The sequence below is a fragment of the Bacillus sp. N13C7 genome, from assembly GCF_026790065.1.
Classification (GTDB): domain Bacteria; phylum Bacillota; class Bacilli; order Bacillales; family Bacillaceae; genus Bacillus.
The window spans coordinates 1-24,419 of record NZ_JALAMO010000005.1 but is presented as its reverse complement, the minus strand read 5'-3'; the positions used below and the strand labels follow the sequence as shown (position 1 = coordinate 24,419).

Annotated in this window: 26 protein-coding genes, 1 other RNA gene and 1 pseudogene; 11 read left to right on the top strand and 17 right to left on the bottom strand. The window is 41.3% G+C overall.

Translation table 11 applies throughout. From position 1 onward, the window contains the following. Nucleotides 1-67 precede the first annotated feature (67 nt). A complete protein-coding gene (locus tag MOB98_RS04880) occupies nt 68-424 on the top strand; it encodes a winged helix-turn-helix transcriptional regulator (protein WP_268367238.1) in 357 nt (118 codons plus the stop codon). Nucleotides 425-1,151: 727 nt separating this feature from the next. Here MOB98_RS04880 and csaA read toward each other — a convergent pair. From csaA to MOB98_RS04845, 7 genes and pseudogenes are all read right to left on the bottom strand, one after another. After that, nucleotides 1,152-1,484 (bottom strand): chaperone CsaA, encoded by a 333-nt coding sequence (gene csaA / locus MOB98_RS04875; RefSeq protein ID WP_268359891.1) that lies wholly within the window; start codon nt 1,482-1,484, stop codon nt 1,152-1,154. 79 nt (nt 1,485-1,563) lie between these two features. After that, entirely contained in the window at nt 1,564-2,274 is a 711-nt protein-coding gene (locus MOB98_RS04870) for an AraC family transcriptional regulator (RefSeq protein ID WP_268359893.1), read from the bottom strand. 35 nt (nt 2,275-2,309) lie between these two features. Then, nucleotides 2,310-2,429 (bottom strand): annotated as a pseudogene (locus MOB98_RS04865) (GNAT family N-acetyltransferase, cg3035/Rv0428c family); the annotation flags it as partial. A 77-nt stretch (nt 2,430-2,506) separates the two neighbouring features. Further along, nucleotides 2,507-3,082, bottom strand: coding sequence for a TetR/AcrR family transcriptional regulator (locus tag MOB98_RS04860; protein WP_268359889.1), 576 nt, complete (start codon nt 3,080-3,082; stop codon nt 2,507-2,509). Nucleotides 3,083-3,087: 5 nt separating this feature from the next. Further along, nucleotides 3,088-3,789 (bottom strand): MBL fold metallo-hydrolase, encoded by a 702-nt coding sequence (locus tag MOB98_RS04855; protein ID WP_268359888.1) that lies wholly within the window; start codon nt 3,787-3,789, stop codon nt 3,088-3,090. 75 nt (nt 3,790-3,864) lie between these two features. Then, nucleotides 3,865-4,347 (bottom strand): GyrI-like domain-containing protein, encoded by a 483-nt coding sequence (locus MOB98_RS04850; protein WP_268359886.1) that lies wholly within the window; start codon nt 4,345-4,347, stop codon nt 3,865-3,867. Nucleotides 4,348-4,400: 53 nt separating this feature from the next. Further along, nucleotides 4,401-5,339, bottom strand: coding sequence for a helix-turn-helix transcriptional regulator (locus MOB98_RS04845; protein WP_268367237.1), 939 nt, complete (start codon nt 5,337-5,339; stop codon nt 4,401-4,403). A 206-nt stretch (nt 5,340-5,545) separates the two neighbouring features. Here MOB98_RS04845 and csk22 point away from each other — a divergent pair, with 206 nt between their 5' ends. Next, nucleotides 5,546-6,091, top strand: a complete 546-nt coding sequence (csk22, locus tag MOB98_RS04840; RefSeq protein WP_268359885.1) for a mother cell-specific sporulation protein Csk22 — start codon at nt 5,546-5,548, stop codon at nt 6,089-6,091. A 25-nt stretch (nt 6,092-6,116) separates the two neighbouring features. Here csk22 and czrA read toward each other — a convergent pair whose 3' ends face one another. Then, nucleotides 6,117-6,440 (bottom strand): Zn(II)-responsive metalloregulatory transcriptional repressor CzrA, encoded by a 324-nt coding sequence (gene czrA / locus MOB98_RS04835; protein WP_268359883.1) that lies wholly within the window; start codon nt 6,438-6,440, stop codon nt 6,117-6,119. Between the two features lie 191 nt (nt 6,441-6,631). Between czrA and MOB98_RS04830 the strand changes: the two genes are divergently transcribed. Continuing rightward, the gene (locus MOB98_RS04830; protein ID WP_268359881.1) at nt 6,632-7,309 is read left to right on the top strand and encodes a lysozyme family protein; all 678 of its coding nucleotides are present in this window, start codon (nt 6,632-6,634) and stop codon (nt 7,307-7,309) included. A 91-nt stretch (nt 7,310-7,400) separates the two neighbouring features. On the opposite strand, the gene MOB98_RS04825 is transcribed toward MOB98_RS04830, so the two are convergent. Beyond that, nucleotides 7,401-7,937, bottom strand: a complete 537-nt coding sequence (locus MOB98_RS04825; RefSeq protein WP_268359879.1) for a DUF420 domain-containing protein — start codon at nt 7,935-7,937, stop codon at nt 7,401-7,403. A 136-nt stretch (nt 7,938-8,073) separates the two neighbouring features. Further along, on the bottom strand, nt 8,074-8,856 hold the full coding sequence (locus tag MOB98_RS04820) for a VLRF1 family aeRF1-type release factor (RefSeq protein WP_268359877.1): 783 nt from the start codon (nt 8,854-8,856) through the stop codon (nt 8,074-8,076). Between the two features lie 170 nt (nt 8,857-9,026). Here MOB98_RS04820 and MOB98_RS04815 point away from each other — a divergent pair, with 170 nt between their 5' ends. The 5 genes from MOB98_RS04815 to desR all read left to right on the top strand — a co-directional run bounded on the left by MOB98_RS04815 (nt 9,027) and on the right by desR (nt 13,636). Then, complete coding sequence (locus MOB98_RS04815; protein WP_268359876.1) at nt 9,027-9,524, top strand: hypothetical protein; 498 nt, start codon at nt 9,027-9,029, stop codon at nt 9,522-9,524. Nucleotides 9,525-9,587: 63 nt separating this feature from the next. Continuing rightward, a complete protein-coding gene (locus MOB98_RS04810; RefSeq protein WP_268359875.1) occupies nt 9,588-10,565 on the top strand; it encodes a S66 peptidase family protein in 978 nt (325 codons plus the stop codon). A 164-nt stretch (nt 10,566-10,729) separates the two neighbouring features. After that, nucleotides 10,730-11,785 (top strand): fatty acid desaturase DesE, encoded by a 1,056-nt coding sequence (desE, locus tag MOB98_RS04805; RefSeq protein ID WP_268359874.1) that lies wholly within the window; start codon nt 10,730-10,732, stop codon nt 11,783-11,785. A gap of 120 nt (nt 11,786-11,905) precedes the next feature. After that, entirely contained in the window at nt 11,906-13,018 is a 1,113-nt protein-coding gene (gene desK / locus MOB98_RS04800) for a two-component sensor histidine kinase DesK (RefSeq protein ID WP_268359872.1), read from the top strand. Nucleotides 13,019-13,036: 18 nt separating this feature from the next. Beyond that, the gene (desR, locus tag MOB98_RS04795) at nt 13,037-13,636 is read left to right on the top strand and encodes a two-component system response regulator DesR (RefSeq protein WP_268359870.1); all 600 of its coding nucleotides are present in this window, start codon (nt 13,037-13,039) and stop codon (nt 13,634-13,636) included. Nucleotides 13,637-14,053: 417 nt separating this feature from the next. On the opposite strand, the gene MOB98_RS04790 is transcribed toward desR, so the two are convergent. The 7 genes from MOB98_RS04790 to MOB98_RS04760 all read right to left on the bottom strand — a co-directional run bounded on the left by MOB98_RS04790 (nt 14,054) and on the right by MOB98_RS04760 (nt 19,837). Beyond that, a complete protein-coding gene (locus MOB98_RS04790) occupies nt 14,054-14,917 on the bottom strand; it encodes a LysM peptidoglycan-binding and 3D domain-containing protein (protein ID WP_268359892.1) in 864 nt (287 codons plus the stop codon). 247 nt (nt 14,918-15,164) lie between these two features. After that, nucleotides 15,165-16,940 carry a DNA helicase RecQ gene (recQ, locus tag MOB98_RS04785; RefSeq protein WP_268361391.1) on the bottom strand — a complete coding sequence of 592 codons (1,776 nt, stop codon included), beginning with the start codon at nt 16,938-16,940 and terminating at the stop codon, nt 15,165-15,167. Nucleotides 16,941-17,079: 139 nt separating this feature from the next. Further along, nucleotides 17,080-17,266: non-coding RNA, 6S RNA (ssrS, locus tag MOB98_RS04780), on the bottom strand. Nucleotides 17,267-17,496: 230 nt separating this feature from the next. Beyond that, nucleotides 17,497-18,123 (bottom strand): FMN-dependent NADH-azoreductase AzoJ, encoded by a 627-nt coding sequence (gene azoJ, locus MOB98_RS04775; protein ID WP_019258647.1) that lies wholly within the window; start codon nt 18,121-18,123, stop codon nt 17,497-17,499. Between the two features lie 151 nt (nt 18,124-18,274). Next, entirely contained in the window at nt 18,275-18,766 is a 492-nt protein-coding gene (locus MOB98_RS04770) for a TraR/DksA family transcriptional regulator (RefSeq protein WP_268361393.1), read from the bottom strand. A 180-nt stretch (nt 18,767-18,946) separates the two neighbouring features. After that, the gene (locus MOB98_RS04765) at nt 18,947-19,291 is read right to left on the bottom strand and encodes a PH domain-containing protein (RefSeq protein ID WP_003220141.1); all 345 of its coding nucleotides are present in this window, start codon (nt 19,289-19,291) and stop codon (nt 18,947-18,949) included. Nucleotides 19,292-19,633: 342 nt separating this feature from the next. Beyond that, complete coding sequence (locus MOB98_RS04760) at nt 19,634-19,837, bottom strand: DUF6501 family protein (protein WP_268361396.1); 204 nt, start codon at nt 19,835-19,837, stop codon at nt 19,634-19,636. A 229-nt stretch (nt 19,838-20,066) separates the two neighbouring features. Here MOB98_RS04760 and dhaS point away from each other — a divergent pair, with 229 nt between their 5' ends. The 3 genes from dhaS (at nt 20,067) to MOB98_RS04745 (ending at nt 24,385) form a co-directional block, all read left to right on the top strand. Next, complete coding sequence (gene dhaS / locus MOB98_RS04755) at nt 20,067-21,554, top strand: aldehyde dehydrogenase DhaS (protein WP_268367236.1); 1,488 nt, start codon at nt 20,067-20,069, stop codon at nt 21,552-21,554. A gap of 100 nt (nt 21,555-21,654) precedes the next feature. Continuing rightward, entirely contained in the window at nt 21,655-23,550 is a 1,896-nt protein-coding gene (locus tag MOB98_RS04750; RefSeq protein WP_268367235.1) for a prenyltransferase/squalene oxidase repeat-containing protein, read from the top strand. After that, nucleotides 23,540-24,385 (top strand): superoxide dismutase, encoded by an 846-nt coding sequence (locus tag MOB98_RS04745; protein WP_268367234.1) that lies wholly within the window; start codon nt 23,540-23,542, stop codon nt 24,383-24,385. Before MOB98_RS04750 ends, MOB98_RS04745 begins: the two co-directional genes overlap by 11 nt. Nucleotides 24,386-24,419 lie beyond the last annotated feature (34 nt).

The following is a 24,419-nucleotide window of genomic DNA, read 5'->3' as shown; positions in this document are numbered from 1 at the left end:
GGAAGTACCCACTTTTTTGTGATATAGTAACTAAAAAGTAATAAATGTGGAATGGAGAGGTTTAGACTTGAAAAAATTTAGTTGTGGGTTTGAAGTGACAAAGGAAGTTATTGGCGGAAAATGGAAAGGTCTTGTATTATACTTTTTAATGAATGGACCAAAGAGAACGAGTGAATTAAAGCGCATTGTCCCAAATATAACTCAGAAAATGCTGATTCAAACACTTAGAGAGCTTGAAGACAGTGGACTTGTGAGCAGAAAGATGTATAATCAAGTACCGCCGAAGGTTGAATATTCATCCACTGAACTTGGAGAATCTCTTAAACCTATCTTGCAGGAGCTCTGTCAATGGGGAAGCCATTATGCGGAGCAAGAGTATGCAGAAGGTGAATATGAAATTGTACAACCAGAACAATTGATGTAGCTGCTGAAGTAAATGCTAAACAACTTCAATACCCTCATCTAACAGATGAAGAACAGTCAGAAATAAATGAGATATTCAATTTTGAAAGTGAAGTTCTAATAAGAAGTGTCATGGACTATATTCAGGAGAACTTTGATGAAATTCAAAAAAGAACTGTTTCAAATGTTAAAAAGAAGGTTCAGAAACTTAGCCAAAAAATAAATGAAGATATTGATAATAATATTTAATGCCTATGATCTCTAGATAGGCATTTTTTTGTGCATAAAAAAAGACCTGAATTAAAAATCCAGGTCACACTACTCCCCTGTATTCACCTTATTATTTAGTGCGTTCTCGTTGATTTAACAGCATTTATTCACATTCTCAAAACGGTGTTCCAGGTCGCACTCAGGTCACAGTACGGGTCACAGTTAAGTCACTTTTCTAAGGTTGGATGATAAAACGTAAACTTATTATCGTCATACAATTTAATAATATTATAATTTGAATTGTCTATCTTCGCTTACTTTCGACAATATCAGACAAAATAAGACAAGTTTTTATAACTATTTCAATCACATTAACAAAGTAACCCTTGCATTCCTCCACCCGCCATGCTATATTCATATAGCGATGAGCTGAATTGTGTAAGCCGATGTACATGCCTTTGCGGCGCACACGAATGTGGCGTGTGGTGCATCGCCTCAATACGCAAAGACGTTTGCCTTAGGCAAACGTCTTTTTTGTGTTATCCGATAATTGTGCCGTTTGGGACGGGTTGTCCCGGCTGCAGCAGGACGACATCACCCTGGGCGGGAATGCCGCCGAGGACCAAAACTTCTGATTTAAATCCGGCAATTCGGCGCGGCGGAAAGTTCACGACTGCTATAATTTGCTTGTTGATGAGATCTTCCGGCTGGTAGCGCTTCGTGATTTGCGCGCTCGATTGTTTCATGCCGATTTCTGCTCCAAAGTCAATCACAAGCTTAATCGCCGGGACTCTTGCTTCGGGAAATTCTTCCGCTTTTACAATAGTGCCTGTTCGAATATCCAATTTTTCAAAGTCTTCAATAACTGCCATATCAATAACTCCTTTTTCTCCTATTATAAAAGAGATGTTTAAGGTTCGTTTACCCAAAGGACCATCATTTTTTATCCGATCATAAGATGTTTCGATATAACCGGGGCGGCATGCCAGTATTTTTCGTAAACCATCTTGTAAATGAAGAAAGGTTTTGAAAGCCCAGCGCCTCGCTCACAACAGTAAGTGTTTTATCTTTCTCTATCAGCATTCGTTTCGCTTCCTCAAGCCGAAGATTTGCAATATAATGCTGCGGCGACATCCCCGTCTGCTTTTTGAACCAATTTGAATAGTAAGCTGGGTGATAATGCTCAATTTCCGCCAGCTTCTTAATTGTCAGCCGCTCAGATAAATGGCTGTGAATATAAGCAATTGAGGGGTAAGTATGGGATTGCAGCTTTTCTTTTATGTATTGAACCAGCATATGCAGTGAGTTCGCTGTGCCGGCCTTTGCTTCCTCCGTCAGTAAGTACCTGATTGAAGACCAGAAAGGATCAAGCGCAGCTTCAATTCCCGATCCTGCATGATATTCATCGATTTTCATTGCATGAAGCGGAACATCCAGTACAAGACATTCATTTCTGCCGATTGAACGGAAACGATGCTCGCACTCCGGCGGAATATATAAAAAATGATCCGGCTTTAATTTCACCTGGCGCCCCTCTGTCTCAAGATCTATACTTCCTTCAAGCGGAAAAAGAAATTGGCTGTACCCGTGCTTATGTGAATGATAAAGGCGTGTGTATGTCCGTTTTTCGCAAATAATTTCTTGAAGCGAGTCCATCAGCAAGCTCCTTCCTATGGTCATCTTTTAATCCGGTAATTGCTGTTCGCCCTTTTGGTTACGCCAAAATTCGCTCGAAGACGCCATTGTCCCATGTTTTTCTGAATATAAGACGGCCATGAAGCTGCCGCTACCTTCTCAATTTTGTAAATGTCATCCATAGCCCGATGTCTCTCCCCTATGTATACTACCATGACATTATACAATATTCAGAAATATAAGACATCTATTAATTAGTTTACATAATATTTTTATTGTTTTTTGATAAGCCGGCCAAAAATGTCCGAATTGAAAATGATAGACTTTCTAAAATATCCTCTTCACGTTCAAATGCCTCTTTTGCGATTAAAGCCGTAAAGCCATGCAGCAGGCTTCTAAGCCCCCTTGTCGCATGAATGGCAGTCTTTTCGCTTGCATAGCCGTTATCAATGAGCAGGTTCGCAACAAGCCGAACAATTTGGTCTGACACGATTTCCGCTCTCTTGTCCTGAATCTTGAGCAAAGCCGCTTCATAATATCCGGGATTTTCAACTGCAAAATCAACATATGCCTGAGCTAAAGAAAACAAAGCGGAATCTCCCTTTTGTACCGTTACGGCGTCAGCCATTTGATCATAGAGCTTTGTCAGTCCGCTGACAGCAAGCTCCGTTCTGATCGCTTGCAGCCCGTTGATATGATTATACAGCGACGGAGAGCGTACATTCATTTTTTTAGACAGTGCGGCAAGCGTGACACCATTCAATCCTTCCTGATCGGCAATCTCGGCTGCGGCGTCTACAATCATTTTTTGGCTCAACCCTATTCTTGGTGACATGCTCATCATCCTTTCTTCGCTTTTTGAATTGCCTGTCTCATCTGCTCTGAGGGTGATCTCAGAAAATTCCCATGTCCGACAGCGAGACAAGAAGGCGCCTTGTCGGCGAGCAATTGTGCACTTCTGATCGCTTCCTCCTTATTCCATGTGGCGAAGCCTGGAAAAGGGAACGCCCATTTTATCTGGCCAGATACAGCGATTCCTCCGTGCAACTGAAACGCATCTCCTGCTATGATAGTGCCGTTTCTTGTATCAAAAAATGACATACTGCCGGGTGTATGGCCCGGTGTAGGAATGGCAAGCAGGGAACCGATTGTTTCACCGCCCGTCAGCAATTGGTGAGGCTTTGTCTGTACGTGTTTCGGAATACCTCCTTTTATAGGTGTCTGCGGCTCATCATGACGTAAGGATGTATCACCTTGCAGCAGAAGTGAATCACGTTCTGAGATCATTACCTTTGCATGCGGAAATGCTTGTGTTAATGCATCCAGTGATCCGACATGATCTCCATGTGCATGGGTCAGTAAAATGTGCTGAAGCGGTTTCCCCAGCTGGTTTACAGCTTGAATAATTCTTTTATAACTGCCTGGCAGTGCAGCATCAATAAGGGTGACTTCGTTTTCTTCCTCAACTAAATAGCAGTTAACCGGAAACAAGGCCGGAAAAAAAGTCAGCTGCCAAACGGTTTGATATTGAGTAACTCTCATCTTATTATTCCTCCTAACAAAAACTAATGATGTTAGTTTTATTATAACTAACACCATTAGTTTTTCAAACGTTTATCAATGTTTTATGGCCACATATATGTGAACTTGCGCCCGCTGAGGTACTGCTGCACTTTGATCATACATTTCGAAGTCACCTGTAAATGTACGCAGATGGCGTTTATCCCAAGTCCAAATTTCCTTCCACGTTTCAAGCACGATCTCTTCAATAGGGCCGACTCTGGAAGTAAACACGGCATAAGCGGAAGCCGGCAAATCAATATGTTTATATGGTTCCAAAAGAGTGCAGCTGTGCTCCTGAAACGTTCCGACTGAAAACGTGTAAAATCCATTCGTCTCTTGTTCGTAATTGGAATATAAGGCGATAATGCTTTGGTCTTTTTCAGCCTGTGAGAAAAGAATGCTCATATCTTGCTGCCAGAATTGATCCCATAGTGCCGGGATCCTCCTTTCTTCCGTCATTTCCAATGCGTTGCTTGTCCGTAGTGACAGTCCGGCAAATCGTTTCCGGTCTAAGTGTGTCATATGTGAAAAGCCCATACGATCTCCTCCTTTTTTTAAGATTATAGACAAAGAAACCTGACAGCAGTGTGTCAGGTTTTATATACTTTTTGCATCTGATGAATGGTTTCTTTTACTTTATCCCGTATATGAAGAGGTTCCAAAACCTCAATGTCCTTTCCGAACTGCAGCAAAAAACCGATCAGCCATTGATCTTCTGGAAGTGAAATCACTGCCCGGCAGATTTCATCTTCATCACAGTGAAGGACATCATATCCGAACCATTCGCCTATGCGCTGACGTGCTGCCGGCTGTACAAGAATAACCAATTCAGTTAAATGGTCCTTTTGGTACCAACTCTTATCCCATGGCAAAGTGTCCAGCTGAATATCTTTTCTGATAAAGGTCTGATGTAAGATAGCCAGATCTTTCATCCGGTTAAGTTTAAAAAAACGAAAATCGTTTCTAACCAGGCAATAGGCGTATAAATACCAGTGTCCCGCCTTACAAACCAATGTGTAAGGTTCTGCTTCACGAAGAAGTGTTTCTCCGTTTGCGTTTGTATATGTAAATGATATCGTTGATAACCGATCAATGGCGGCACTGATGTTCTCACGAAGCGCCTTATGATCCTCAGTGCGGCCCCAAGCCGTCATGTCAATAAACCATTTTTCTGTTTGCTGCTTAAATGCTCCAGCTGACTGCTCCGGTATGAGATGCTTGATTTTTTGATAAGCTGTGCTGTGAGAAATCGATCCATACATGGATGAGACACTCTGTAAAGCAGAAGCTATCACAAACAGCTCCTCTTCTTTCAGCCATTCTCTCTCAAGGCGATACGTTTCCATAATGCCGATTCCGCCTCCAGAGCCCTGTGAGGTTACAATCGGAATACCAGCTCTATTGATCGTATCAATATCACGGTAAATCGTTCTGACGGATACTTCAAACAGCTCAGCAAGTTCAGCGGCCTGGACTTGTTTTTTGCTGATTAATAACACAACAATCGCTAACAAACGTTCCAGTTTCATTCTGTGCACCTTTTCTTCTTTTTATTTCCAACAAAAACAATCATAACATTTTATAAAGCTTGGGCATATCTATTATGCGGCCCAGAGACTCCTTGCATATGTTATGAAAACAGGGGCTTCCCCTTCTTTTTTGTGTTCAGCATTTGATTTGAACTACTATTTCGTACCGGATAAGCATACACTTCTCAACGGAGGGGATTCACATCATGCATCTTACACTTCAGAGCGTTTATCCTGCCATGATTATTATTTTTTTTCTGTATAAAAAAATTAAAAGGTCCATCGGATACCAGCCGCTGAAGCCTCGCTGGCTGTTCACCCGTATGATTCTTTTCTCGCTGTTTGCTTTTGGTCTTTCGCTTTTCAGCGTCACGCACCCTTTTTTATATGGACCTCTTATTTTCGGCATTCTTGGCGGATGGCTCCTTGTCTTTTTCGCTAAGAAAAACATCTCCTTTGAAAAACGCAGAGGAAAAATCTATTTTCGGACACATATTTGGGTAGAAATGATTCTCTTAACCTTATTTCTATCAAGATTTCTGTATCGAGTGACAGAGCTTTATCTTACCTCACTTGATCTAAACACCCTTGGCTCTTACAGTCAGTCAATCGGAACTGATCCTCTGACAATTGGCATCTTTTTTCTGATAGCCGTTTATTATATCGGGTTTTCTTCTTTTGTCATCAAACTCAGCAGAAATGAACTTGACCAGAACGGACACAATAAAGAAAAAGACATCCTTGCCCGCTAGCAGCGATTAAGCAAGGATGTCTTTTTTAATCGTGTTGTGTATGATGGATCATTTGCTGAAGAACATCTAAAACGTGTTCATCCTCCGGAGAGTAATAAATGGATGTTCCTTCTCTGCGCGATTTGACAAGCCGGAGATTTTTTAAGAATCTGAGCTGGTGGGAAACTGTGGATTGCAGTAAATTCAGCTTTTCTGCAATTCCGTTTACAGCATGTTCACCCTGAGATAATAAATGGAGAATTCTGATTCTGGTAGGATCAGAAAGCGCTTTGAATGTTTGCGCGACCAGAAACAGCGTCTCCTCGTCCAGATCGGCAGCCGACCGTTCTGTTTCTTTAAATTCAGTCATCTGTATCACCTTTCTTTATTCATAGTTTTATCATATAACAAATGTGTTTTGGTGCAAACCAGCCTGCTTGTATTCCAATTCAATCTCATAGTTTAAATTTATGTTTCAAATCAGGTTTTTACTTGGTCTGATATATGTTCTGTGTCATAATAAAAAAGTCATACTGCTCCAAACATTGAGGGTGAAACACAGTGAAAAAAAAGAGAAAAGGCTGTTTCGCTGCTGCGGGTTTTATGATGATTTTTGTCTTTGTCATCGCCTCTTTTTTATTGGTCTTGCTTTTTTTCAACCGGGATTTAATCAAAAAACTTCCGATCGATACGAAAACGATTGTTTTGGAACGTTTAACCGATTATAAACCGCTGGTGGAAGACGAGCTTGAAAACCAAGGGCTCTCTAATTATACATCACTGATACTTGGCATGATGTATCAGGAGTCTAAAGGAAAAGGCAATGATCCCATGCAGTCCTCTGAATCTCTGGGGTTAAAACGCAATGAGATAACAGACCCTCAACTCAGTGTTAAACAAGGCATCAAGCAATTTACCCTCATGTACAAGACCGGAAAGGAAAAAGGTGTGGATTTGGATACCATTATTCAAAGCTACAACATGGGGGCAGGTTATATTGACTTTGTAGCTGAACATGGAGGAAAGCATACTGAGGAATTGGCAAAACAATACTCCGAGCAGCAAGTCAAAAAAAATCCCGAGCTGTATACTTGCGGAGGAAATGTAAACAATTTCCGCTATCCGTATTGCTACGGTGATTATACGTATGCAGAAAAAGTAAAAGAAAAAACAAAAACTGTTGAAGAATCTTTGCAGGTTGCAACACTTGAAACCATGGAATCTAAGGCTCATGATTAGGAGTCTATCAATTTACTGACAAAAGCCCAAATCCGTTTTTGGGCTTTTGTCGTGTTTACATGTGCAAAAAAAGCCATACAAAGTATGGCTTTTAATAGTACGGTGATATCATCAGATATACAATAACGCCTGTCAGGCTTACATAAAGCCACAGAGGCATTGTCCATCTGGCAATTTTTTTATGGCGCTCAACCTGCATGCTGAATCCTCTGATCAGCGTAAACAGCGCAAGCGGCACAATGACTGCAGAAAGACAGATATGCGTAATTAAAATAAAGAAGTAAATCGGGCGCATAATACCTTCTCCGCCGTAGAGCGTATTCTCTGCAATCGAATGGTAGATGACATAACAAATCAAAAATAGCAATGTTGTTGTAAAAGCGGCTAAAATAAAGCGTTTATGGGCTTTAATATTTTTTTGTTTAATCATAATCAGCGCGGCCAATAAAAAGATGAACGTAAAGCTGTTGAATATCGCATTCAGCATCGGCAAAATGTGGATATTCGCATGGCTGAACTGATCTAATTTAGGCATAAAAAACAGCACTGCGATTAAACCGTTAATCAGAACTGTCAGCGTAAGAACAATTCCCGTATAATTTTTCGGTTTATTTTCTGTTTGATTCATTTGATGACCTCTCCTAATTTGTACTGGCTATCCAAATCGTATGCAAATTCATAGAAGATGTCAACGTTTTCGATTGCTTCGTCAGAAATTAGACACACTTCAAAGGCCGCGGCTTTTAGCCCCGGCCCTATGAGATTTACGCCTCCCTGATCAAATGCTCAACGGCCTTATGTTCTTTTTCATTCAGCAGGTTCTTTTGGATTTTCGAATGAATCGGTTTATTCATATGCTGATCCAAAATATCCGCCGTTTCTTTATCCCCGGCGATGACCATTCGTTCCCATCTTTTCACGGCAGCTTTTTGATCAAGATTGGCAGCCAGCCGCTTATACAGTCTCGTTTGATTCTCCGTTGCATGTTCCCTCATTCGGTCCTCTTCAAATGGAGCCTCTTTTTTTGCAGAGGAATGGCAATTCTCCCAAGACTCTTTGACCATATCATACTCATAATGCTCAACCGCCTCAATTTTGCCTAAGACGGTTTCAATGATTTTCACTTCATGCTGCTGAGTTAAAATAAACGCCGTACTTGGGTATGTTTGGCGCAAATCTTTCAGCTGATCCAGAACAGCTGTTTCTTCCCAGTAAAATCTTGTTTCTACAGGGATTTGAAGTTTAATTGGTTCCCATATGCCGCTATCCGAAACAAAAAACACGAGACTGCGGGGCATCTCTTTTCCCAATTCATTGAGGTATTGATCAATTTTCATTCTGATTCCATCCAGACATTTCTCTTCCTCTGGATCACTTGCTGCCAAATACTCTTTCAATCTGCTGAATCCCGACTTTAAGGCAATTTTCCATTCTCCCCCCTGCTGATCTGGATCTCTCATGTCTGTATTGAGATAGAGGGAGAGAATTTTATCCGGCGGTTCCAATTGGACATACTGTAATTTTTTAATCAATGAATCAATCGCCATTCCGTTTCCTCCTTTTCCACAGGTTAGTTTTCTTTTTCCTATCTTAAAAATGATCAAACCTCACTTTGCGCTAATTTCTAGCAATCATGGATTTGTTATTTACAATGCCCCTCTCATCTAATACAATTGATAACTGTGTTTCTAAGCTGATTTTTGAAAGGGGTTTGATCTTGTTTACTGTTAAAGAAAAAAATCGCCAAGAACTTGAAGAAGAACTAAATGATTTAGAATTTCAAATTTACCGCATGCAGGAGAATATGAAGGATTTATCTAAAGACGCCAAAGTGCTTGGTATTGATCAATCGAAACATGAAGAATGGTTGATTGTTTCCTCGATTGATGATGGCCAAACATGCAAAATTATGCTTACCGATTGTAAAACGGCTTATAGAGGAAAAGGCTGTTTTTCACTTATAGCTTCTTACAAGGACGATGCCATTCATATTGGGGACATAAAAGGCCCTCCGAATCACGGGTTTGGCTCTATTTGCATGAAATATTTAAAAGATATCGCCAGAGACCACAATATTCCTAAAGTCACCGGGGACATTGCCAAACGGGATTGGAATCATGTAGACCGGCTGATTCATTTTTATGAAAAACATCAATTCAAAGTATGCGTCGATCCTGCTACACAATCCGGCAGCATTAAGTGGGTTGACTTGTAAAAAAGCCTGGAAGAATGAGCCAAGATGTGCTGTAATGGTGTAAAACCATTGATGGAGGGTTCTATGTACGCCTCAAAACTAAAAAAGGGAGACGAAATCCGGATCGTGTCTCCCGCGACCAGCATGTCTATAATGTCAAATGAACCAAAAATACAAGCTAAAACGGTGTTAGAACGCTTAGGTTATCGAGTGACTATCGCCGAACATGCAAATGAAATAAACGAATTTGATTCATCCTCTATCGAATCAAGAGTCCATGATCTGCATGAAGCCTTTTTTGATCCAAACGTCAAAGCGATTTTAACGACACTCGGCGGTTTCAATTCAAATCAGCTGCTGCGTTATCTTAATTACGAGAAGATCAAACAGCATCCAAAAATTCTATGCGGCTATTCCGATATAACGGCTCTTTGCAACGCCATTTATCAAAAAACGGGCCTTGTCACGTATTCAGGCCCCCACTTTTCAACATTTGCAATGAAAAAAGGACTCGATTATACAATAGAGTATTTTCTTTCTTGCTGCGCTTCGGACGATCCGTTTGAGATTCACCATTCAAGGGAGTGGAGCGATGACCGCTGGTTTTTGGATCAAGAAAACAGACACTTTTACCCTAATAACGGTCCCGTTGTGATCCAAGAGGGTTATGCGGAAGGCACCTTGATTGGCGGAAATCTATGTACGCTTAATTTGCTGCAGGGAACGGAGTATTTTCCTGAAACAGAACAGATCATTTTATTGATTGAAGATGATTACATGTCAGACATCCATATGTTTGACCGCGATCTGCAATCACTCATCCACCTCCCCGCTTTTTCTCATGTGAAAGCGATTTTGATTGGCAGATTTCAAAAAGCATCAAATGTATCAATAGAACAGGTAAAAGCCATGATTGAAACAAAAAAAGAATTATCCGCTCTCCCCATCATCGCAAACGTAAATGCCGGGCATACCTCCCCGATTGCCACGTTTCCAATAGGAGGAACATGCAGGATTGAGGCTGTTTCGGGTACATCACGTATATGGATCGATAAACATTAATCAGCTTGTAAATTCTTTTTTACAAGCTTTTTTAGCGTGTCATTCATGCATGCGCACGAGGAGCCATGACAAATGTCATATATGATGCATGATGTGTGCTACTACAAAAGACTTCTCTCTTTCGCGTATACTGAACTGAGACACACAATGAGAGGATACTTACTATGACTGAACAAACTGCACATAAACAAAAACAGCTTACAAAGCAAGTCGCTGCTTTTGCTAAGCCCGAAACAAAAAACAGCCTGATTCAGCTTTTGAACACGTTTATTCCCTTCTTCGGCCTGTGGTTTCTTGCTTATCTCAGCCTCGATGTCTCCTACCTCCTTACGTTAGCATTAACAGTGATTGCCGCAGGTTTTTTGACAAGAATTTTTATCATCTTCCATGACTGCTGCCATCAATCATTTTTCAAACAAAAACGCTATAACCATATTCTCGGTTTTCTGACAGGTGTTCTGACTTTATTTCCGTATCTTCAATGGCAGCACAGCCATTCGATTCATCATGCGACAAGCAGCAATCTGGATAAACGCGGAACAGGAGACATATGGCTGTTAACGGTAAACGAATATAAAGCTGCACCTAGACGAACGAAGCTTGCATATAGACTTTATAGAAATCCGTTTATCATGTTTATTCTCGGACCGATTTATGTTTTTCTCATTACAAACCGTTTCAACAAAAAGGGTGCAAGACGCAAAGAGCGTGTCAACACGCACCTTACGAATCTGGCAATTGCAGCGCTGGCTGCTGCTAGCTGTCTGATCTTTGGCTGGCAATCATTTTTGCTGGTGCAAGGCCCCATTTTTCTGATCTCAGGCTCAATCGGTGTGTGGCTGTTTTATGTGCAGCATACATTTGAAGATTCTTATTTTGAAGCAGATGAAAACTGGAGTTACGTTCAGGCTGCTGTGGAAGGCAGTTCATTTTATAAACTCCCAAAACTGCTTCAATGGCTGACAGGCAATATCGGTTACCACCATGTTCATCATTTGAGTCCAAAAGTGCCTAACTATAAGCTTGAAGTTGCCCACGAACATCATGAGCCATTAAAAAACGTACCGACAATTACCTTAAAAACAAGCCTGCAATCACTTGCCTTCCGCCTTTGGGATGAAGACAAAAAACAATTTGTGTCATTTCGGGATGTAAAACATACACCTTTCAGCCTTCCGCCTGATTCAACAGAAAAACAGAAGCTGCGGAAGAATGCCTGATGATGAAGGAGGTCTTCTCTTTACACTAGAAGGCTTCTTTTTTATTGTTCGAGGGTGCATTCTGGCTTTCGCAATGATAAAGTTACATGTAAGATGAAAAGCTGAAAATGAGGGAATATCATGATTAAAAAGCATTTTACATTTCAAAAGCTAAGCGGGATTACGCCTTATATATGGACGATCTTTTTCATCCTCCCCTTCTACTTTATATGGAAATCAAATTCAACATTTGTCATTATCGTCGGCATCATTTTGACGCTTTTATTTTTTTCGGTATATCGATTTGCTTTTGTCTCTAAAGGCTGGGCCATTTATTTATGGGCGTTTCTGTTAATCGGCATTTCAACCGCCTCCATTACGATGTTCAGTTATATTTATTTTGCCTTTTTTATCGCCTATTTTATTGGAAACATAAAAGAACGTGTCCCTTTTCATATTTTATATTACGTCCATTTAATAAGCGCAGCCGTGGCAGCTAATTTCAGTCTTGTGCTGAAAAAGGAATTCTTTCTGACGCAAATCCCTTTTGTCGTCATTACCCTCATCAGTGCGATTTTATTGCCGTTTAGTATAAGAAGCCGCAAGGAGCGCGAACGGCTTGAAGAAAAACTCGAGGATGCGAATGAACGGATTGCCGAGCTGGTGAAATTAGAAGAGCGGCAGCGTATTGCCCGCGACCTCCACGATACGCTTGGGCAAAAGCTTTCGCTTATCGGTTTAAAAAGCGACTTGGCGCGAAAACTGATATACAAAGATCCCGAACAAGCAGCTCGTGAACTGAAAAGTGTTCAGCAAACAGCGAGAACTTCTTTAAATGAAGTAAGAAAGATCGTATCCTCTATGAAAGGCATCCGGCTCAAGGATGAACTGATCAATATCAAACAAATTCTCGAAGCAGCTGACATTACGTTTATCTATGAAGAAGAGAAATGGCCCGAAAATATCTCATTGCTTAATGAAAACATTTTGAGCATGTGCTTGAAAGAGGCTGTCACAAATGTCGTCAAACACAGTCAGGCTAAAACTTGCCGAGTTGACATTCAACAGCTATGGAAGGAAGTTGTCATTACAGTATCTGACGATGGAACATTTCAAGGAGAAGAAAAATTCTTTTCAAAAGGTCACGGCTTACTCGGTATGAGAGAACGGCTTGAATTTGCAAACGGGAGCCTTCACATTGATACCAAAAACGGCACTAAGCTTACCATGGCAATTCCTAATAACTCAAAATAAACATAAAGGATGGCTTACATGATTAGTATATTTATTGCGGAAGATCAGCAAATGCTGCTGGGCGCTTTAGGATCACTTCTAAACTTAGAAGACGATATGGAAGTCGTAGGCAAAGGTACAACCGGGCAGGATGCTGTTGACTTTGCCAAAAAACATCAGCCTGATATATGTATTATGGATATTGAAATGCCAGGGAAATCAGGGCTTGAAGCAGCTGAAGAGTTAAAGGATACAGGCTGCAAAATTATAATCTTAACTACCTTTGCAAGACCCGGCTACTTTCAAAGAGCCATTAAAGCAGGCGTTAAAGGCTATTTGTTAAAAGACAGTCCGAGCGAAGAGCTCGCAAGCGCCATCCGAAGCGTCATGAACGGAAAACGCATCTATGCACCTGAGCTGATGGAGGACATGTACAGCGAAGCTAACCCTCTTACAGATCGAGAAAAAGAAGTGCTTGAACTTGTGGCTGACGGTAAAAACACAAAAGAAATCGCTCAGGAACTCAGCATCAAAAGCGGGACGGTGCGAAATTATATCTCAATGATTCTAGAAAAGCTCGAAGTGAAAAACCGAATAGAAGCAATTACTCGGTCAAAAGAAAAAGGCTGGTTTAAATAAAAAAGGATCTTGGCAACTGCCAAGATCTTTTTGTTAACCAGCAGCTCCCCCCAGGGAGATTGTCACGAGCAATCAGATTCATACTGACCCATACTCCAGCTTCACTTTTTCGCTCCTAATGTCCGCTAATTGCTTGGTTAACAGCCCAATAAAAGGGATGATTCACTCCGCTCCAAAGCTGCCTTGCATAATAGAACAGCAGCTCGTTACGCATAATCAGTAGCATCAAAATAAGCCCCGATGTAGAGATGCCAAATGTCTCTGCAATGCGGAATTATACATGTAAACGATAGCCCATAGAATCACACTAAGAAAAACAGGACCACTTTTCTGTTATCAGCATATGATAAATACATCTCCAAACAGAAAAAAAAGACACGAGCCAAAAGCTCATGTCTTTTATCACAATCTATATCATTAGTTTAAGATTTTAACACTTACAGTTTTGACGCCCCAATTAGATGCATCACTTTTATTTGGTACAAATACGTCGATTTTATTACCTTTAATAGCGCCGCCAGTGTCTGCTGCTGTTGCTTCACCATAGCCTTCAACATAGACTTTAGAACCTAGCGGAATCACATTAGGATCAACCGCGATGACTTTCGCGTTCGGGTTCTTATTTAAGTCAATGCCTGTTGCCGTAACGCCGGAAATGCCGCCGTCGTTAGCAGTGTAAGCAGTAGCAGTAACTGTTAGTTCTTTTGAAGCTTCTTGATTATTTGTATTTGATTGAACAGCCTTCTCTTCTGTGTTAACAGAAGTTTCTGCCTCAGCCTTTGTTTCTTGTTTAGGTTGCTGTTGTACAGCTTCTTGTTTTGGTTGCTCTTTTTGCACAGCCTCTTGTTTTGGTGCAGTTTGAGGTGCGCTTGTTTGCGCATTCTCAGTAACTGTGTTTGCTGCTGTTGCCTGACCTTTTACTGAAAGTGTAGATCCAGCATAGATCATGTCAGAGCTTAGGTTATTCCAAACTTTCAGGTTGTTGACTGTCGTACCGAATTTTTGAGCAATCTTAGAAAGCGTATCTCCCGCTTTAATTGTATATTGCCCAGAAGTGGTTGTTTCTTCTGAAGAAATGGTCAGTTTTTCTCCTGCAAAGATTTTATCAGAAGTTAACTTGTTCCATTCTTTTAAGTCCTTTAGGTTCACTCCGTTTTTCTGAGAGATTCCCCAGAGCGTATCACCCTTTTGCACCGTGATTTCTTTTGCAGAAGCGTGAGCTCCGAATGCAGTTGTTGAAAGTGCAGCAACTGCTACAAAGGACATAATCGTCTTCTTCATAAGTAAATCCTCCCTTGTTAGCTTTTTATTGGCGGCTAACAGGTGATATCGTAACACACGTAAATGTCAAATCAATAACAAAAAGATATGATTTAGATTACAGTTCCTTTACATGAAGGATTTCTCTGTGTTGGAAAGACTTGCTGAACCCTTGATATAATAGGCTTCGCAAGTCTTTTTGATGTGAACCAAAAAAGAGAAAATAAAATGTGTTTTTTATAGAAAAAAAGATTGATTTTCTGTTTTTTTAGTCTGTCATCCCTGCATAAGCTTGTATTTCTTGTAAAAAAAGCCGGCCGTATTTTGCTCTTTTTTGTTCTCCGACGCCTTTTATAGACAAAAGTTCCTCATCATTTACGGGCTGTTTGCCTGACATTTCTTTTAACGTTTGATCAGAAAAAACGACAAAAGGCGGAACTCCCTGCTCTGCTGCAATTTCTTTGCGAACCATGCGCAGTCGTTCAAACAGCTCGTCATTTTCAGTAATGGCTGCCGCTTTTAATGCTTCTTTTCTTGTGACTGATAATTCTCCTCTAAGCACGTTCCTTCCTTTACTGCTGACAAAAAGAGTCGGAAATGTCCCGTCAGACATCCTGATGAAATCGTCAGAAATAAGAAATTCGATAAAATCGCTGATTTCCCCTACTGATTGGTGTTTTAATATCCCGTATGTTGAGAGACCGGCAAAGCCGTTCTCAAGAACTTTTTTATTTTTAGATCCGGCGAGCACTTGGGCAACGATCGTCTTGCCAAACCGTTCTTTCATGCGAATGATACACGATAAGACCATTTGCGCCTCCCGTGTCACGTCATGGGCAGCCCTTGTATCAGTGCAGTTTCCGCACTGTCCGCATACATCAGGCTCCTTTTCTCCGAAATACATCAGGATAAACCGCTGCAGACAATCCTCCGTGTGGCAATAGTCAACCATTTGTCTCAGTTTTTTTAAATCCCGTTTTTGTTTCTCTTCATGCTCTGATTGTTCAATTAAAAAACGCTGCACCATAATATCCTGCGGTGAAAACAGGAGAACACATTCGCTGTCAAGCCCGTCCCGTCCAGCTCGTCCAGCCTCTTGATAGTAGCTTTCCATATCTTTCGGAATTTGGGCATGAAGAACAAATCTAATATTTGATTTATCAATGCCCATTCCAAAAGCAGAGGTTGCCACCATTACTTGCAGCTCATCATTAAGAAACCTTTCCTGCTGCTCTTTTCTGACTTCATCAGCCAAGCCCCCGTGATACCGGCCTGCACTGATCTGATTTCGTTTCAACCTCTCATAAATCCGATCAGCTTCTTTTCTGGTCGCTGTATAGACAATGCCTGCTTCATGTTTGTTTTTTTGCACATATTCATCAATAAATCGATCTTTATTTTCTCCTTTTACTACTTTAAAGGTTAAGTTCTCTCGGGAAAAACCCGTATATACCGTGTTTTCTTTTTGAATATGGAGCTGTCTGCAGATATCCTCATGGACCTCGGGCGTTGCTGTTGCTGTCAATGCCATGATGACAGGTTTGGCATGTAATTCTCGGAACAATATCTCAATATTTCTGTAGCTGGGCCTAAAATCGTGGCCCCATTGAGAAATACAGTGCGCCTCGTCTATTGCAACCAAAGGAACATCAATGCCCTGCAAAATCCGAATAAACTCCGTAGACGTTAATCGTTCCGGTGTAATGTAAAAAAGCTTATAAGCCCCTTCTTTAAGCCCGTTCAGCCTCTCATGTATTTCCTGATTGGATTGTGTGCTGTTAATGTAGGCAGCGTGAATCCCCGCTTCTTCCAACGCATCGACCTGATCTTTCATCAAGGAAATCAAAGGCGAAATGACGATCGTTGTCCCTTCAAACATCAGTGCCGGAATTTGATAGCAAATCGATTTGCCTCCTCCCGTCGGCATTATGCAGATTGTATTTTGCCTTTCTTCGGTCACCGAGCGGATCGCTTCCTCCTGGCCGCTGCGAAGGTTTTCATAACCGAAATAATGGGCCAAAAGGGATTGGGCTCTATGTAACATACGTGTAAACCTCGCTTTTTGTTCAATTTCTCCCATCATATCATATAAAAGCGGCCTTCATTTCTTTCACACAGAAATTGAATTTTCACTATACCAAACCTTTTTAGATAAATTAAAAAGCCATTTCCAAAAGGAAATGGCTTTCGCTACGTCTTGCCGTATGCAAGTAAGAAAGTTTTAAACCACCACTCCTCAAAGTGGGTGTTTGCAGAAACGTTCCTGTCGTCCCCTGCAATGGAGGCATGACATTCCGGCTTCGATATAAAACTCCCTATTACAGCTTAAAGGTTAAAACTTAATTAACAATACGTACAAAGTAGCTTCTTTTATATAGTACACCATCAGACGTTTTTTATCAAGGGGCCAAAACAATTGTTTAGAAAAACTTTTTCTCAGCCATTAAAACTGTTATTTCGCTATTATATTCGATCATTCGACAATCAAAAATATATTACAATAGAAAAAACAGCCATTATAGCGAAAAGAAATTATCACTTTCTTCTATATAATATGTATACTAAAAACTCCTATCGCATGGATAGGAGTTTTGACTTGATTAGAATTTTGCAGCAAGATCTTTTGCTTCTTGTAAACCTTTTTCAACGATTTCTTGCGCTTGATCAGGCGCTGCGTTATGTCCTTCGATGACAACTGTGTGCAAGTCTTGAACACCCCAGAAACCAAGAACAGTTTTCATGAAGTTTAATGACATTTCAAGAGAAGCCATTGGTCCTTCAGAGTAGATGCCGCCGCGCGCGTTAAGAAGCGCAACTTTTTTGCCGCCCATTAAACCAACTGGTCCTTCTTGTGTGTATTTGAATGTAACGCCTGCACGAGACAGGTAATCAACATAAGTATGAAGCACTGCCGGCACTGTGAAGTTCCAAAGCGGGAATGCGAAAACAACTTTGTCAGCTTTTACAAACTGATTCAGATATTTGTCAGCAATTGCAGCTTGTTTTTTCTCTTCTTCTGTCATTTCCATTCCTTGGCCTGCTTTAAATGTTCCGTTAATCATATCTCTTCCAAGGTAAGGAAGGTTTTCTTTATGAAGATCTAATTCAACCACTTCATCATTAGGGTTGTTTTCTTTATAAGCAGCTAAGAAAGCTTCATAAAGTTTCGTTGAAACGCCTTCTTCAGCTGTACGGTCACTTGATTTTACAAATAAAACTGTAGACATTTGTATTCCTCCCGGTAAACTTTTTATATTTACTTACAAATAGTATGTTACTTTCTTTTTTACTCGAAGTCAATCACTTTATTTTGAATGTGAGATTTTTTTTCAAAAAAAAAGCAAGTACCCCTCATATCGGTGTACCTGCCTGCTATTTTCACTTCGAATCTTGTTCACGATCCAAAATTTCATATGTCTGTGAGCTTTTTTGGTCGACTGTTTCTTTATTAGATAGATCTTTTACCTGTTCGTGAAACTCTCTTTCAAATGACGGAGCATCTGTCTCAACATCATCCTCCATATCAGCTTGGGCCTCAACTGTCATTCTTGCATAGGGTACCGCTTCAAGTCTTTCGTAAGGAATGTCTTTGCCGGTTTTTTCACACACTCCGTACGTTCCGTCTTTCATTTTTTGTAATGCATGGTTGACCTCCTCTAACAGCTCCCGGTCAATCTCTCTTACCGTTTGATCTGTCATTCGGTCTGTGACGATCGTGCCGTGATCTCCCATATGGTTATCGACCCCATTGGAAAGCTCCCCTACTTCTTCCGTCATTGATTCTGTTTCCTTTTTCTCACCAGATAATTCTTTTTGCATATCGAGCAATTTATGGTAGAGATGCTGTTTTTGGTCTTTAGTCAATGCCATGTGTATCCTCTCCTTTCTATCCTGTTTCCCGTTTTGCCGCCTGTCAAACATGTGAGCTTTGATAGAAAGGTAAATTACTTCAGCTTAGAATATGTCGTAAAACAGAACAGGGCATTTGCGCCCTGCTCTGTTTATATAAAAAAAGCCTAACCATTTTTGAACGGCTGGCTCATCAAATATTCAGCTGCACAAGTGTTTTGTCAGCACCGCTTGAACTTCGCTTAAATCGGTGTCTTTTGCAAATTCTAATTCAAAGGTTTTGCTTCTTGTCATCAATAAAAGCCCGGTGTCCGGATCAAACATGCCTGCTTCCTGAATCGCAAAGCTTTCAATTGTTTTATATGGAAGAAATACACGAACCTTCTTTTTAGAAAACATTTTATTGTCAAAGAAAATGATCCGTTTATTTGTAAAGCAAATTTGGTCAACGCGGAGCTTATAAATCGATTCTATTCTTTCCCCTTCAACGAGCAGAGCTTCAAGCTTCTTTGCGTCCGTTGATCTGCTAACAGAAAAAATACCCAATGAAGAACCCCTCTTTCTGCATTTATCTATTTGTTTTATCATTCATTACTTAAAAATAAGTCCTTTATCCCTATATAAGAATACGACATGGAAGACATTTAAACCATTACGAACAGATTACATTTTTCAAATTTTTGATTTGTTTTTCGTCTTTGTGCTTTTGTCATCAAGTAATACGCACATATAGAGAAAAAAGTTTCAATATTCAGCAATGTTTTTTTAAAAAAGCGGTTTTTTAAAGCTTTCATTGATTTTGTTTCATTTTTCCATTCTTTACCTATAGAAAAAAACCGCAGCTGAGCTGCGGTTTTCTCTACATCTGCTTTAAAAGATCTTCAAGCATTACATCTCTTCGAAGTATTCTTTATAATAGCCGCCGACTTTATTCGTATTGTCGACCACAAACAGAAACTCCTCTGTTTCATTTTTTACTTCATATTCTTTTCCGGGAGTTAAAACGCGGTTCACGATATATTTTTTTGCGTTTGTCTGCACACATTTTACCTTTTTGATTGTTTCTTTTTCAAGCCAATTATTATGAATCATGATGTAATCTCCTTTACTTATCTATAAGCTTATTGTAGCTTTTTTCTTTTATAAATTGCAATATCGGTTATTCATTGATTTTGCCTTGTTTTCTATTATAGAATGTTTGTATACGCTTACGCTTATAGAAAAAATCACAGCTTATTTCTGCTATGTAATCAAGGAATCGATGTGCTATCACCAAGAATCTCAGAACAGACCATAAAAATTGACTGGAGGTTTGTTACGAATGAGTTCTTTAACGATGCAAGTGACGAAAAGGCTGGAGACTTTTTTACAGGGAACAAAGAAGCTTTATATTGACGGAAAGTTTGTTCCTAGTGCCTCAGGGGCCACCTTTGACACTCCCAACCCGGCGACCGGCGAAACATTGATGACGCTGTATGAAGCCCAGGCTGCAGATGTGGACAAAGCGGTTAAAGCTGCCCGGAAAGCCTTTGACCAAGGTGAATGGAGAACAATGTCTCCAGCTTCGAGAAGCAGACTGATGTATAAGCTGGCTGACTTAATGGAAGAGCATGAAACTGAGCTTGCTCAGCTTGAAACGCTTGATAACGGAAAACCGATAAATGAAACGACGAATGGAGATATTCCGCTGGCTATTGAGCATATGCGCTATTACGCCGGCTGGTGCACAAAAATAACTGGACAGACGATCCCGGTTTCCGGCGCCTATTTTAATTATACGCGCCATGAGCCTGTCGGCGTCGTCGGCCAGATCATTCCATGGAATTTCCCGCTCCTGATGGCAATGTGGAAAATGGGCGCAGCTCTTGCAACAGGCTGTACAATTGTGCTTAAACCGGCTGAGCAAACACCGCTTTCAGCTCTTTATTTGGCAGAATTAATTGACCAAGCCGGTTTCCCTGACGGTGTCATCAACATCATCCCAGGATTCGGTGAAGATGCAGGAGAAGCACTGACGAACCACGAAGCGGTTGATAAAATTGCCTTTACCGGTTCCACTGAAATCGGCAAGAAAATCATGTCTACCGCTGCAAAAAGCATAAAACGCGTTACATTGGAGCTGGGCGGTAAATCCCCTAATATCCTTCTGCCTGATGCGAATTTGAAGAAAGCAATTCCAGGCGCTTTAAACGGCGTAATGTTTAATCAAGGCCAAGTCTGCTGTGCGGGCTCACGCGTTTTCATTCATAAAGACCAGTATGATGAAGTGGTAAATGAGATGGTGTCCTATGCTGAATCACTCCGTCAAGGAGCGGGACTTCATAAGGATACACAAATCGGTCCTCTCGTAAGCAAGGAGCAGCACGAACGCGTTCTTTCCTATATTCAAAAAGGAAAAGATGAAGGAGCTAAAGCTGTGACAGGCGGAAGCTGCCCTTTTGAAGAAGGATATTTTGTCGCACCGACTGTGTTTGCGAATGTGGAAGATGAGATGACCATCGCAAAAGAAGAAATTTTCGGACCGGTGCTGACTGCGATTCCATATGAAACAGTTGACGAAGTGATTGAACGGGCGAACCATTCAGAATATGGACTCGCAGCCGGACTATGGACAGAGAACGTCAAGCAGGCCCACTATATCGCGGACCGTCTTCAAGCCGGAACCGTCTGGGTGAACTGCTATAACGTGTTTGACGCGGCATCTCCGTTTGGCGGTTATAAACAGTCCGGACTTGGAAGAGAAATGGGATCATATGCCTTAGATAACTACACAGAAGTCAAAAGTGTATGGATTAATCTCGAAGACTAATATGCATTTCACAAAAACTGCTGCCTGCCAGCAGTTTTTTTCTTTCTGTAATGGCGGTTAAAAACGCTGAATATATATGCTTCTGAAGGAGTTGAGCGAGATGGGCACACTTCAGGAGAAAGTGAGGCGTTATCAAAAGAAAACCATTGCAGAGCTAAAAGACAGGCAAAATGCTGACGGTTCGTGGACATTTTGCTTTGAAGGACCAATTATGACAAATTCGTTTTTCATTTTGCTTCTCACCTCACTTAATGATGGGAATGATAAAGGGCTAATATCAGCGCTTGCAGCAGGCATTCGGGAAAAACAGCAGCCAGACGGCACATTCTTCAATTATCCCGATGAAACGAGCGGAAATATAACAGCTACTGTCCAGGGATATGTCGGGATGCTGGCATCAGGATGTTTTCACAGATCTGATCCGCATATGAGAAAGGCTGAACAATTTATCATTTCACATGGCGGCCTGAGACCTGTTCATTTCATGACAAAATGGATGCTTGCCGCGAATGGGCTGTACCCTTGGCCTATTATGTATTTACCATTATCACTTATGGCGCTCCCCCCAACATTACCGGTTCATTTTTATCAATTCAGCACATATGCCCGAATTCATTTTGCTCCTATGGCTGTAACACTCAATCAGCGATTCGCCCTTAAAAACCGCAATATTCGGTCTCTTCACCATCTCGATCCGCACATGACAAAAAACCCTTTCACTTGGCTTCGATCTGATGCTTTTGAAGATAGAGATCTCACGTCTATTTTGTCACATTGGAAACACATTTTTCGTGCACCTTTTGCTTTTCAGCAGCTGGGCTTACAGACAGCAAAAACGTATATGCTGGACCGGATTGAAAAAGACGGAACATTGTACAGCTATGCGAGCGCAACAATATTTATGGTTTACAGCCTCCTGTCACTTGGTGTCTCGCGTCACTCTCCGGTCATTAAGAAAGCAATTAAGGGCATCAAATCGCTGGTGACAGAATGCAGCGGGATACCGTATCTGGAAAACTCTACTTCAACGGTTTGGGATACGGCTCTGATCAGCTATGCCCTTCAAAAAAACGGCGTGTCCGAAACAGACGGCTCTATTACAAAAGCAGCCGCCTTTTTGCTAGAACGCCAGCATACAAAAATAGCAGATTGGTCTGTCAAAAATCCGGATGCAGCACCCGGCGGCTGGGGATTTTCAAACATCAATACAAATAATCCTGACTGTGACGACACTGCTGCTGTTTTAAAAGCGATTCCATGCAGTTATTCTCCTTCAGCTTGGGAGCGAGGCGTGTCTTGGCTTTTATCAATGCAAAACCGCGATGGCGGATTTTCTGCCTTTGAAAAAAATGTGAACCATCCTCTGATCCGCCTTCTCCCGCTTGAATCTGCCGAGGACGCGGCAGTTGACCCTTCTACCGCCGATCTTACCGGACGTGTGCTGCACTTTTTAGGCGAGAAAGCCGGTTTCTCAGAGAACCATCAACAAATTCAACGCGCTGTGAACTGGCTTTTCGAACATCAAGAACAAAACGGGTCATGGTATGGGAGATGGGGTGTTTGCTACATTTACGGCACATGGGCTGCTCTTACTGGTATGCATGCCTGCGGGGTTGACCGGAAGCATCCTGCTATACAAAAGGCACTGCGCTGGCTCAAATCCATACAGCTTGATGACGGCAGCTGGGGGGAATCCTGCAGAAGCGCCGAAATCAAAACGTACGTCCCGCTTCACAGAGGAACCATTGTGCAAACAGCCTGGGCTTTAGATGCATTGCTCACATACGAAAATCCGGAACACCCATCAGTTGTGAAAGGTATGCAATACCTTACTGACAGCAGTTCTCATGACTCCGATAGCCTGGCCTATCCAGCTGGGATCGGATTGCCAAATCAATTTTATATCCGTTATCACAGTTATCCATATGTATTCTCTTTACTGGCTGTCGGAAGATATTTGAATTCTGCTGAAAAGGAGAAAGCAAATGAAACGTGAATCTTATCAAACAGAGATGTTCAATTGGTGTGAAGTCCTGAAGGATCAGATTGAAAAACGAGGACAGCTTGATCAGTTTGAAGATCAAATCAATCAAATAATTGAAACACTGGAAGATGACCAAACAACAGAAGAAGATTGGTATAAGCAGGCCGCTGCCCTTTACCGGGATATTACAGAATCGGAGGAGACAAGTGAAAGACGTGCTTATGTTCCAATAGGGAAACATATACTGCCAAAGCTTCCATACAAATATTCTGCCTTAGAACCTTATATCTCACGCGAGATTATGGTCCTTCACCATACGAAGCATCATCAAAGCTATGTTGACGGTCTGAACAAAGCAGAATTAGAGCTTAAGAAAGCGAGAGCATCAAAGAATTTTGATTTGGTCACTCATTGGGAAAGAGAGCTTGCATTCCATGGAGCCGGCCATTATTTGCACAGTATTTTCTGGTTTTCAATGCATCCAAACGGAAAAAGGCGCCCTACGGGTGCATTGTTCCAAATGATTGATCTTTCATTTGGAAGCTATTCCGCTTTTAAAGAACATTTTACCCAGGCCGCTAAAAAAGTGGAAGGTGTCGGCTGGGCCATTTTGGTCTGGGCGCCTCGATCGGGACGGCTGGAGATTTTAACTGCAGAAAAGCACCAGCATTTCAGCCAATGGGATGTGATCCCTCTTTTACCGCTTGACGTATGGGAACATGCCTACTATTTGCAGTACAAAAATGACCGGGCGAGCTACGTTGATCATTGGTGGAATGTCGTGGATTGGCGCGAGGCGGAAAAACGTTTCGAGCTGGCAAAAGAGGTCGTCTGGAAACTCTATTAAAAAAGCCCCCTATTCTGATATTATCCCCTCTAAG

What these genes read in the sequence shown, in the direction of transcription:
- recQ (WP_268361391.1), bottom strand. Translation starts at nt 16,940, where the DNA reads ATGTTACATAGAGCCCAATCCCTTTTGGCCCATTATTTCGGTTATGAA.
- MOB98_RS04825 (WP_268359879.1), bottom strand. Translation starts at nt 7,937, where the DNA reads ATGAATCAAACAGAAAATAAACCGAAAAATTATACGGGAATTGTTCTT.
- csk22 (WP_268359885.1), top strand. Translation starts at nt 5,546, where the DNA reads ATGCATCTTACACTTCAGAGCGTTTATCCTGCCATGATTATTATTTTT.
- MOB98_RS04845 (WP_268367237.1), bottom strand. Translation starts at nt 5,339, where the DNA reads ATGAAACTGGAACGTTTGTTAGCGATTGTTGTGTTATTAATCAGCAAA.
- MOB98_RS04760 (WP_268361396.1), bottom strand. Translation starts at nt 19,837, where the DNA reads ATGATTCATAATAATTGGCTTGAAAAAGAAACAATCAAAAAGGTAAAA.
- MOB98_RS04820 (WP_268359877.1), bottom strand. Translation starts at nt 8,856, where the DNA reads ATGGCGATTGATTCATTGATTAAAAAATTACAGTATGTCCAATTGGAA.
- MOB98_RS04855 (WP_268359888.1), bottom strand. Translation starts at nt 3,789, where the DNA reads ATGAGAGTTACTCAATATCAAACCGTTTGGCAGCTGACTTTTTTTCCG.
- MOB98_RS04770 (WP_268361393.1), bottom strand. Translation starts at nt 18,766, where the DNA reads ATGGCATTGACTAAAGACCAAAAACAGCATCTCTACCATAAATTGCTC.
- desK (WP_268359872.1), top strand. Translation starts at nt 11,906, where the DNA reads ATGATTAAAAAGCATTTTACATTTCAAAAGCTAAGCGGGATTACGCCT.
- MOB98_RS04750 (WP_268367235.1), top strand. Translation starts at nt 21,655, where the DNA reads ATGGGCACACTTCAGGAGAAAGTGAGGCGTTATCAAAAGAAAACCATT.
- MOB98_RS04810 (WP_268359875.1), top strand. Translation starts at nt 9,588, where the DNA reads ATGTACGCCTCAAAACTAAAAAAGGGAGACGAAATCCGGATCGTGTCT.
- azoJ (WP_019258647.1), bottom strand. Translation starts at nt 18,123, where the DNA reads ATGTCTACAGTTTTATTTGTAAAATCAAGTGACCGTACAGCTGAAGAA.
- MOB98_RS04745 (WP_268367234.1), top strand. Translation starts at nt 23,540, where the DNA reads ATGAAACGTGAATCTTATCAAACAGAGATGTTCAATTGGTGTGAAGTC.
- MOB98_RS04790 (WP_268359892.1), bottom strand. Translation starts at nt 14,917, where the DNA reads ATGAAGAAGACGATTATGTCCTTTGTAGCAGTTGCTGCACTTTCAACA.
- MOB98_RS04860 (WP_268359889.1), bottom strand. Translation starts at nt 3,082, where the DNA reads ATGTCACCAAGAATAGGGTTGAGCCAAAAAATGATTGTAGACGCCGCA.
- csaA (WP_268359891.1), bottom strand. Translation starts at nt 1,484, where the DNA reads ATGGCAGTTATTGAAGACTTTGAAAAATTGGATATTCGAACAGGCACT.
- czrA (WP_268359883.1), bottom strand. Translation starts at nt 6,440, where the DNA reads ATGACTGAATTTAAAGAAACAGAACGGTCGGCTGCCGATCTGGACGAG.
- desR (WP_268359870.1), top strand. Translation starts at nt 13,037, where the DNA reads ATGATTAGTATATTTATTGCGGAAGATCAGCAAATGCTGCTGGGCGCT.
- dhaS (WP_268367236.1), top strand. Translation starts at nt 20,067, where the DNA reads ATGAGTTCTTTAACGATGCAAGTGACGAAAAGGCTGGAGACTTTTTTA.
- desE (WP_268359874.1), top strand. Translation starts at nt 10,730, where the DNA reads ATGACTGAACAAACTGCACATAAACAAAAACAGCTTACAAAGCAAGTC.
- MOB98_RS04850 (WP_268359886.1), bottom strand. Translation starts at nt 4,347, where the DNA reads ATGGGCTTTTCACATATGACACACTTAGACCGGAAACGATTTGCCGGA.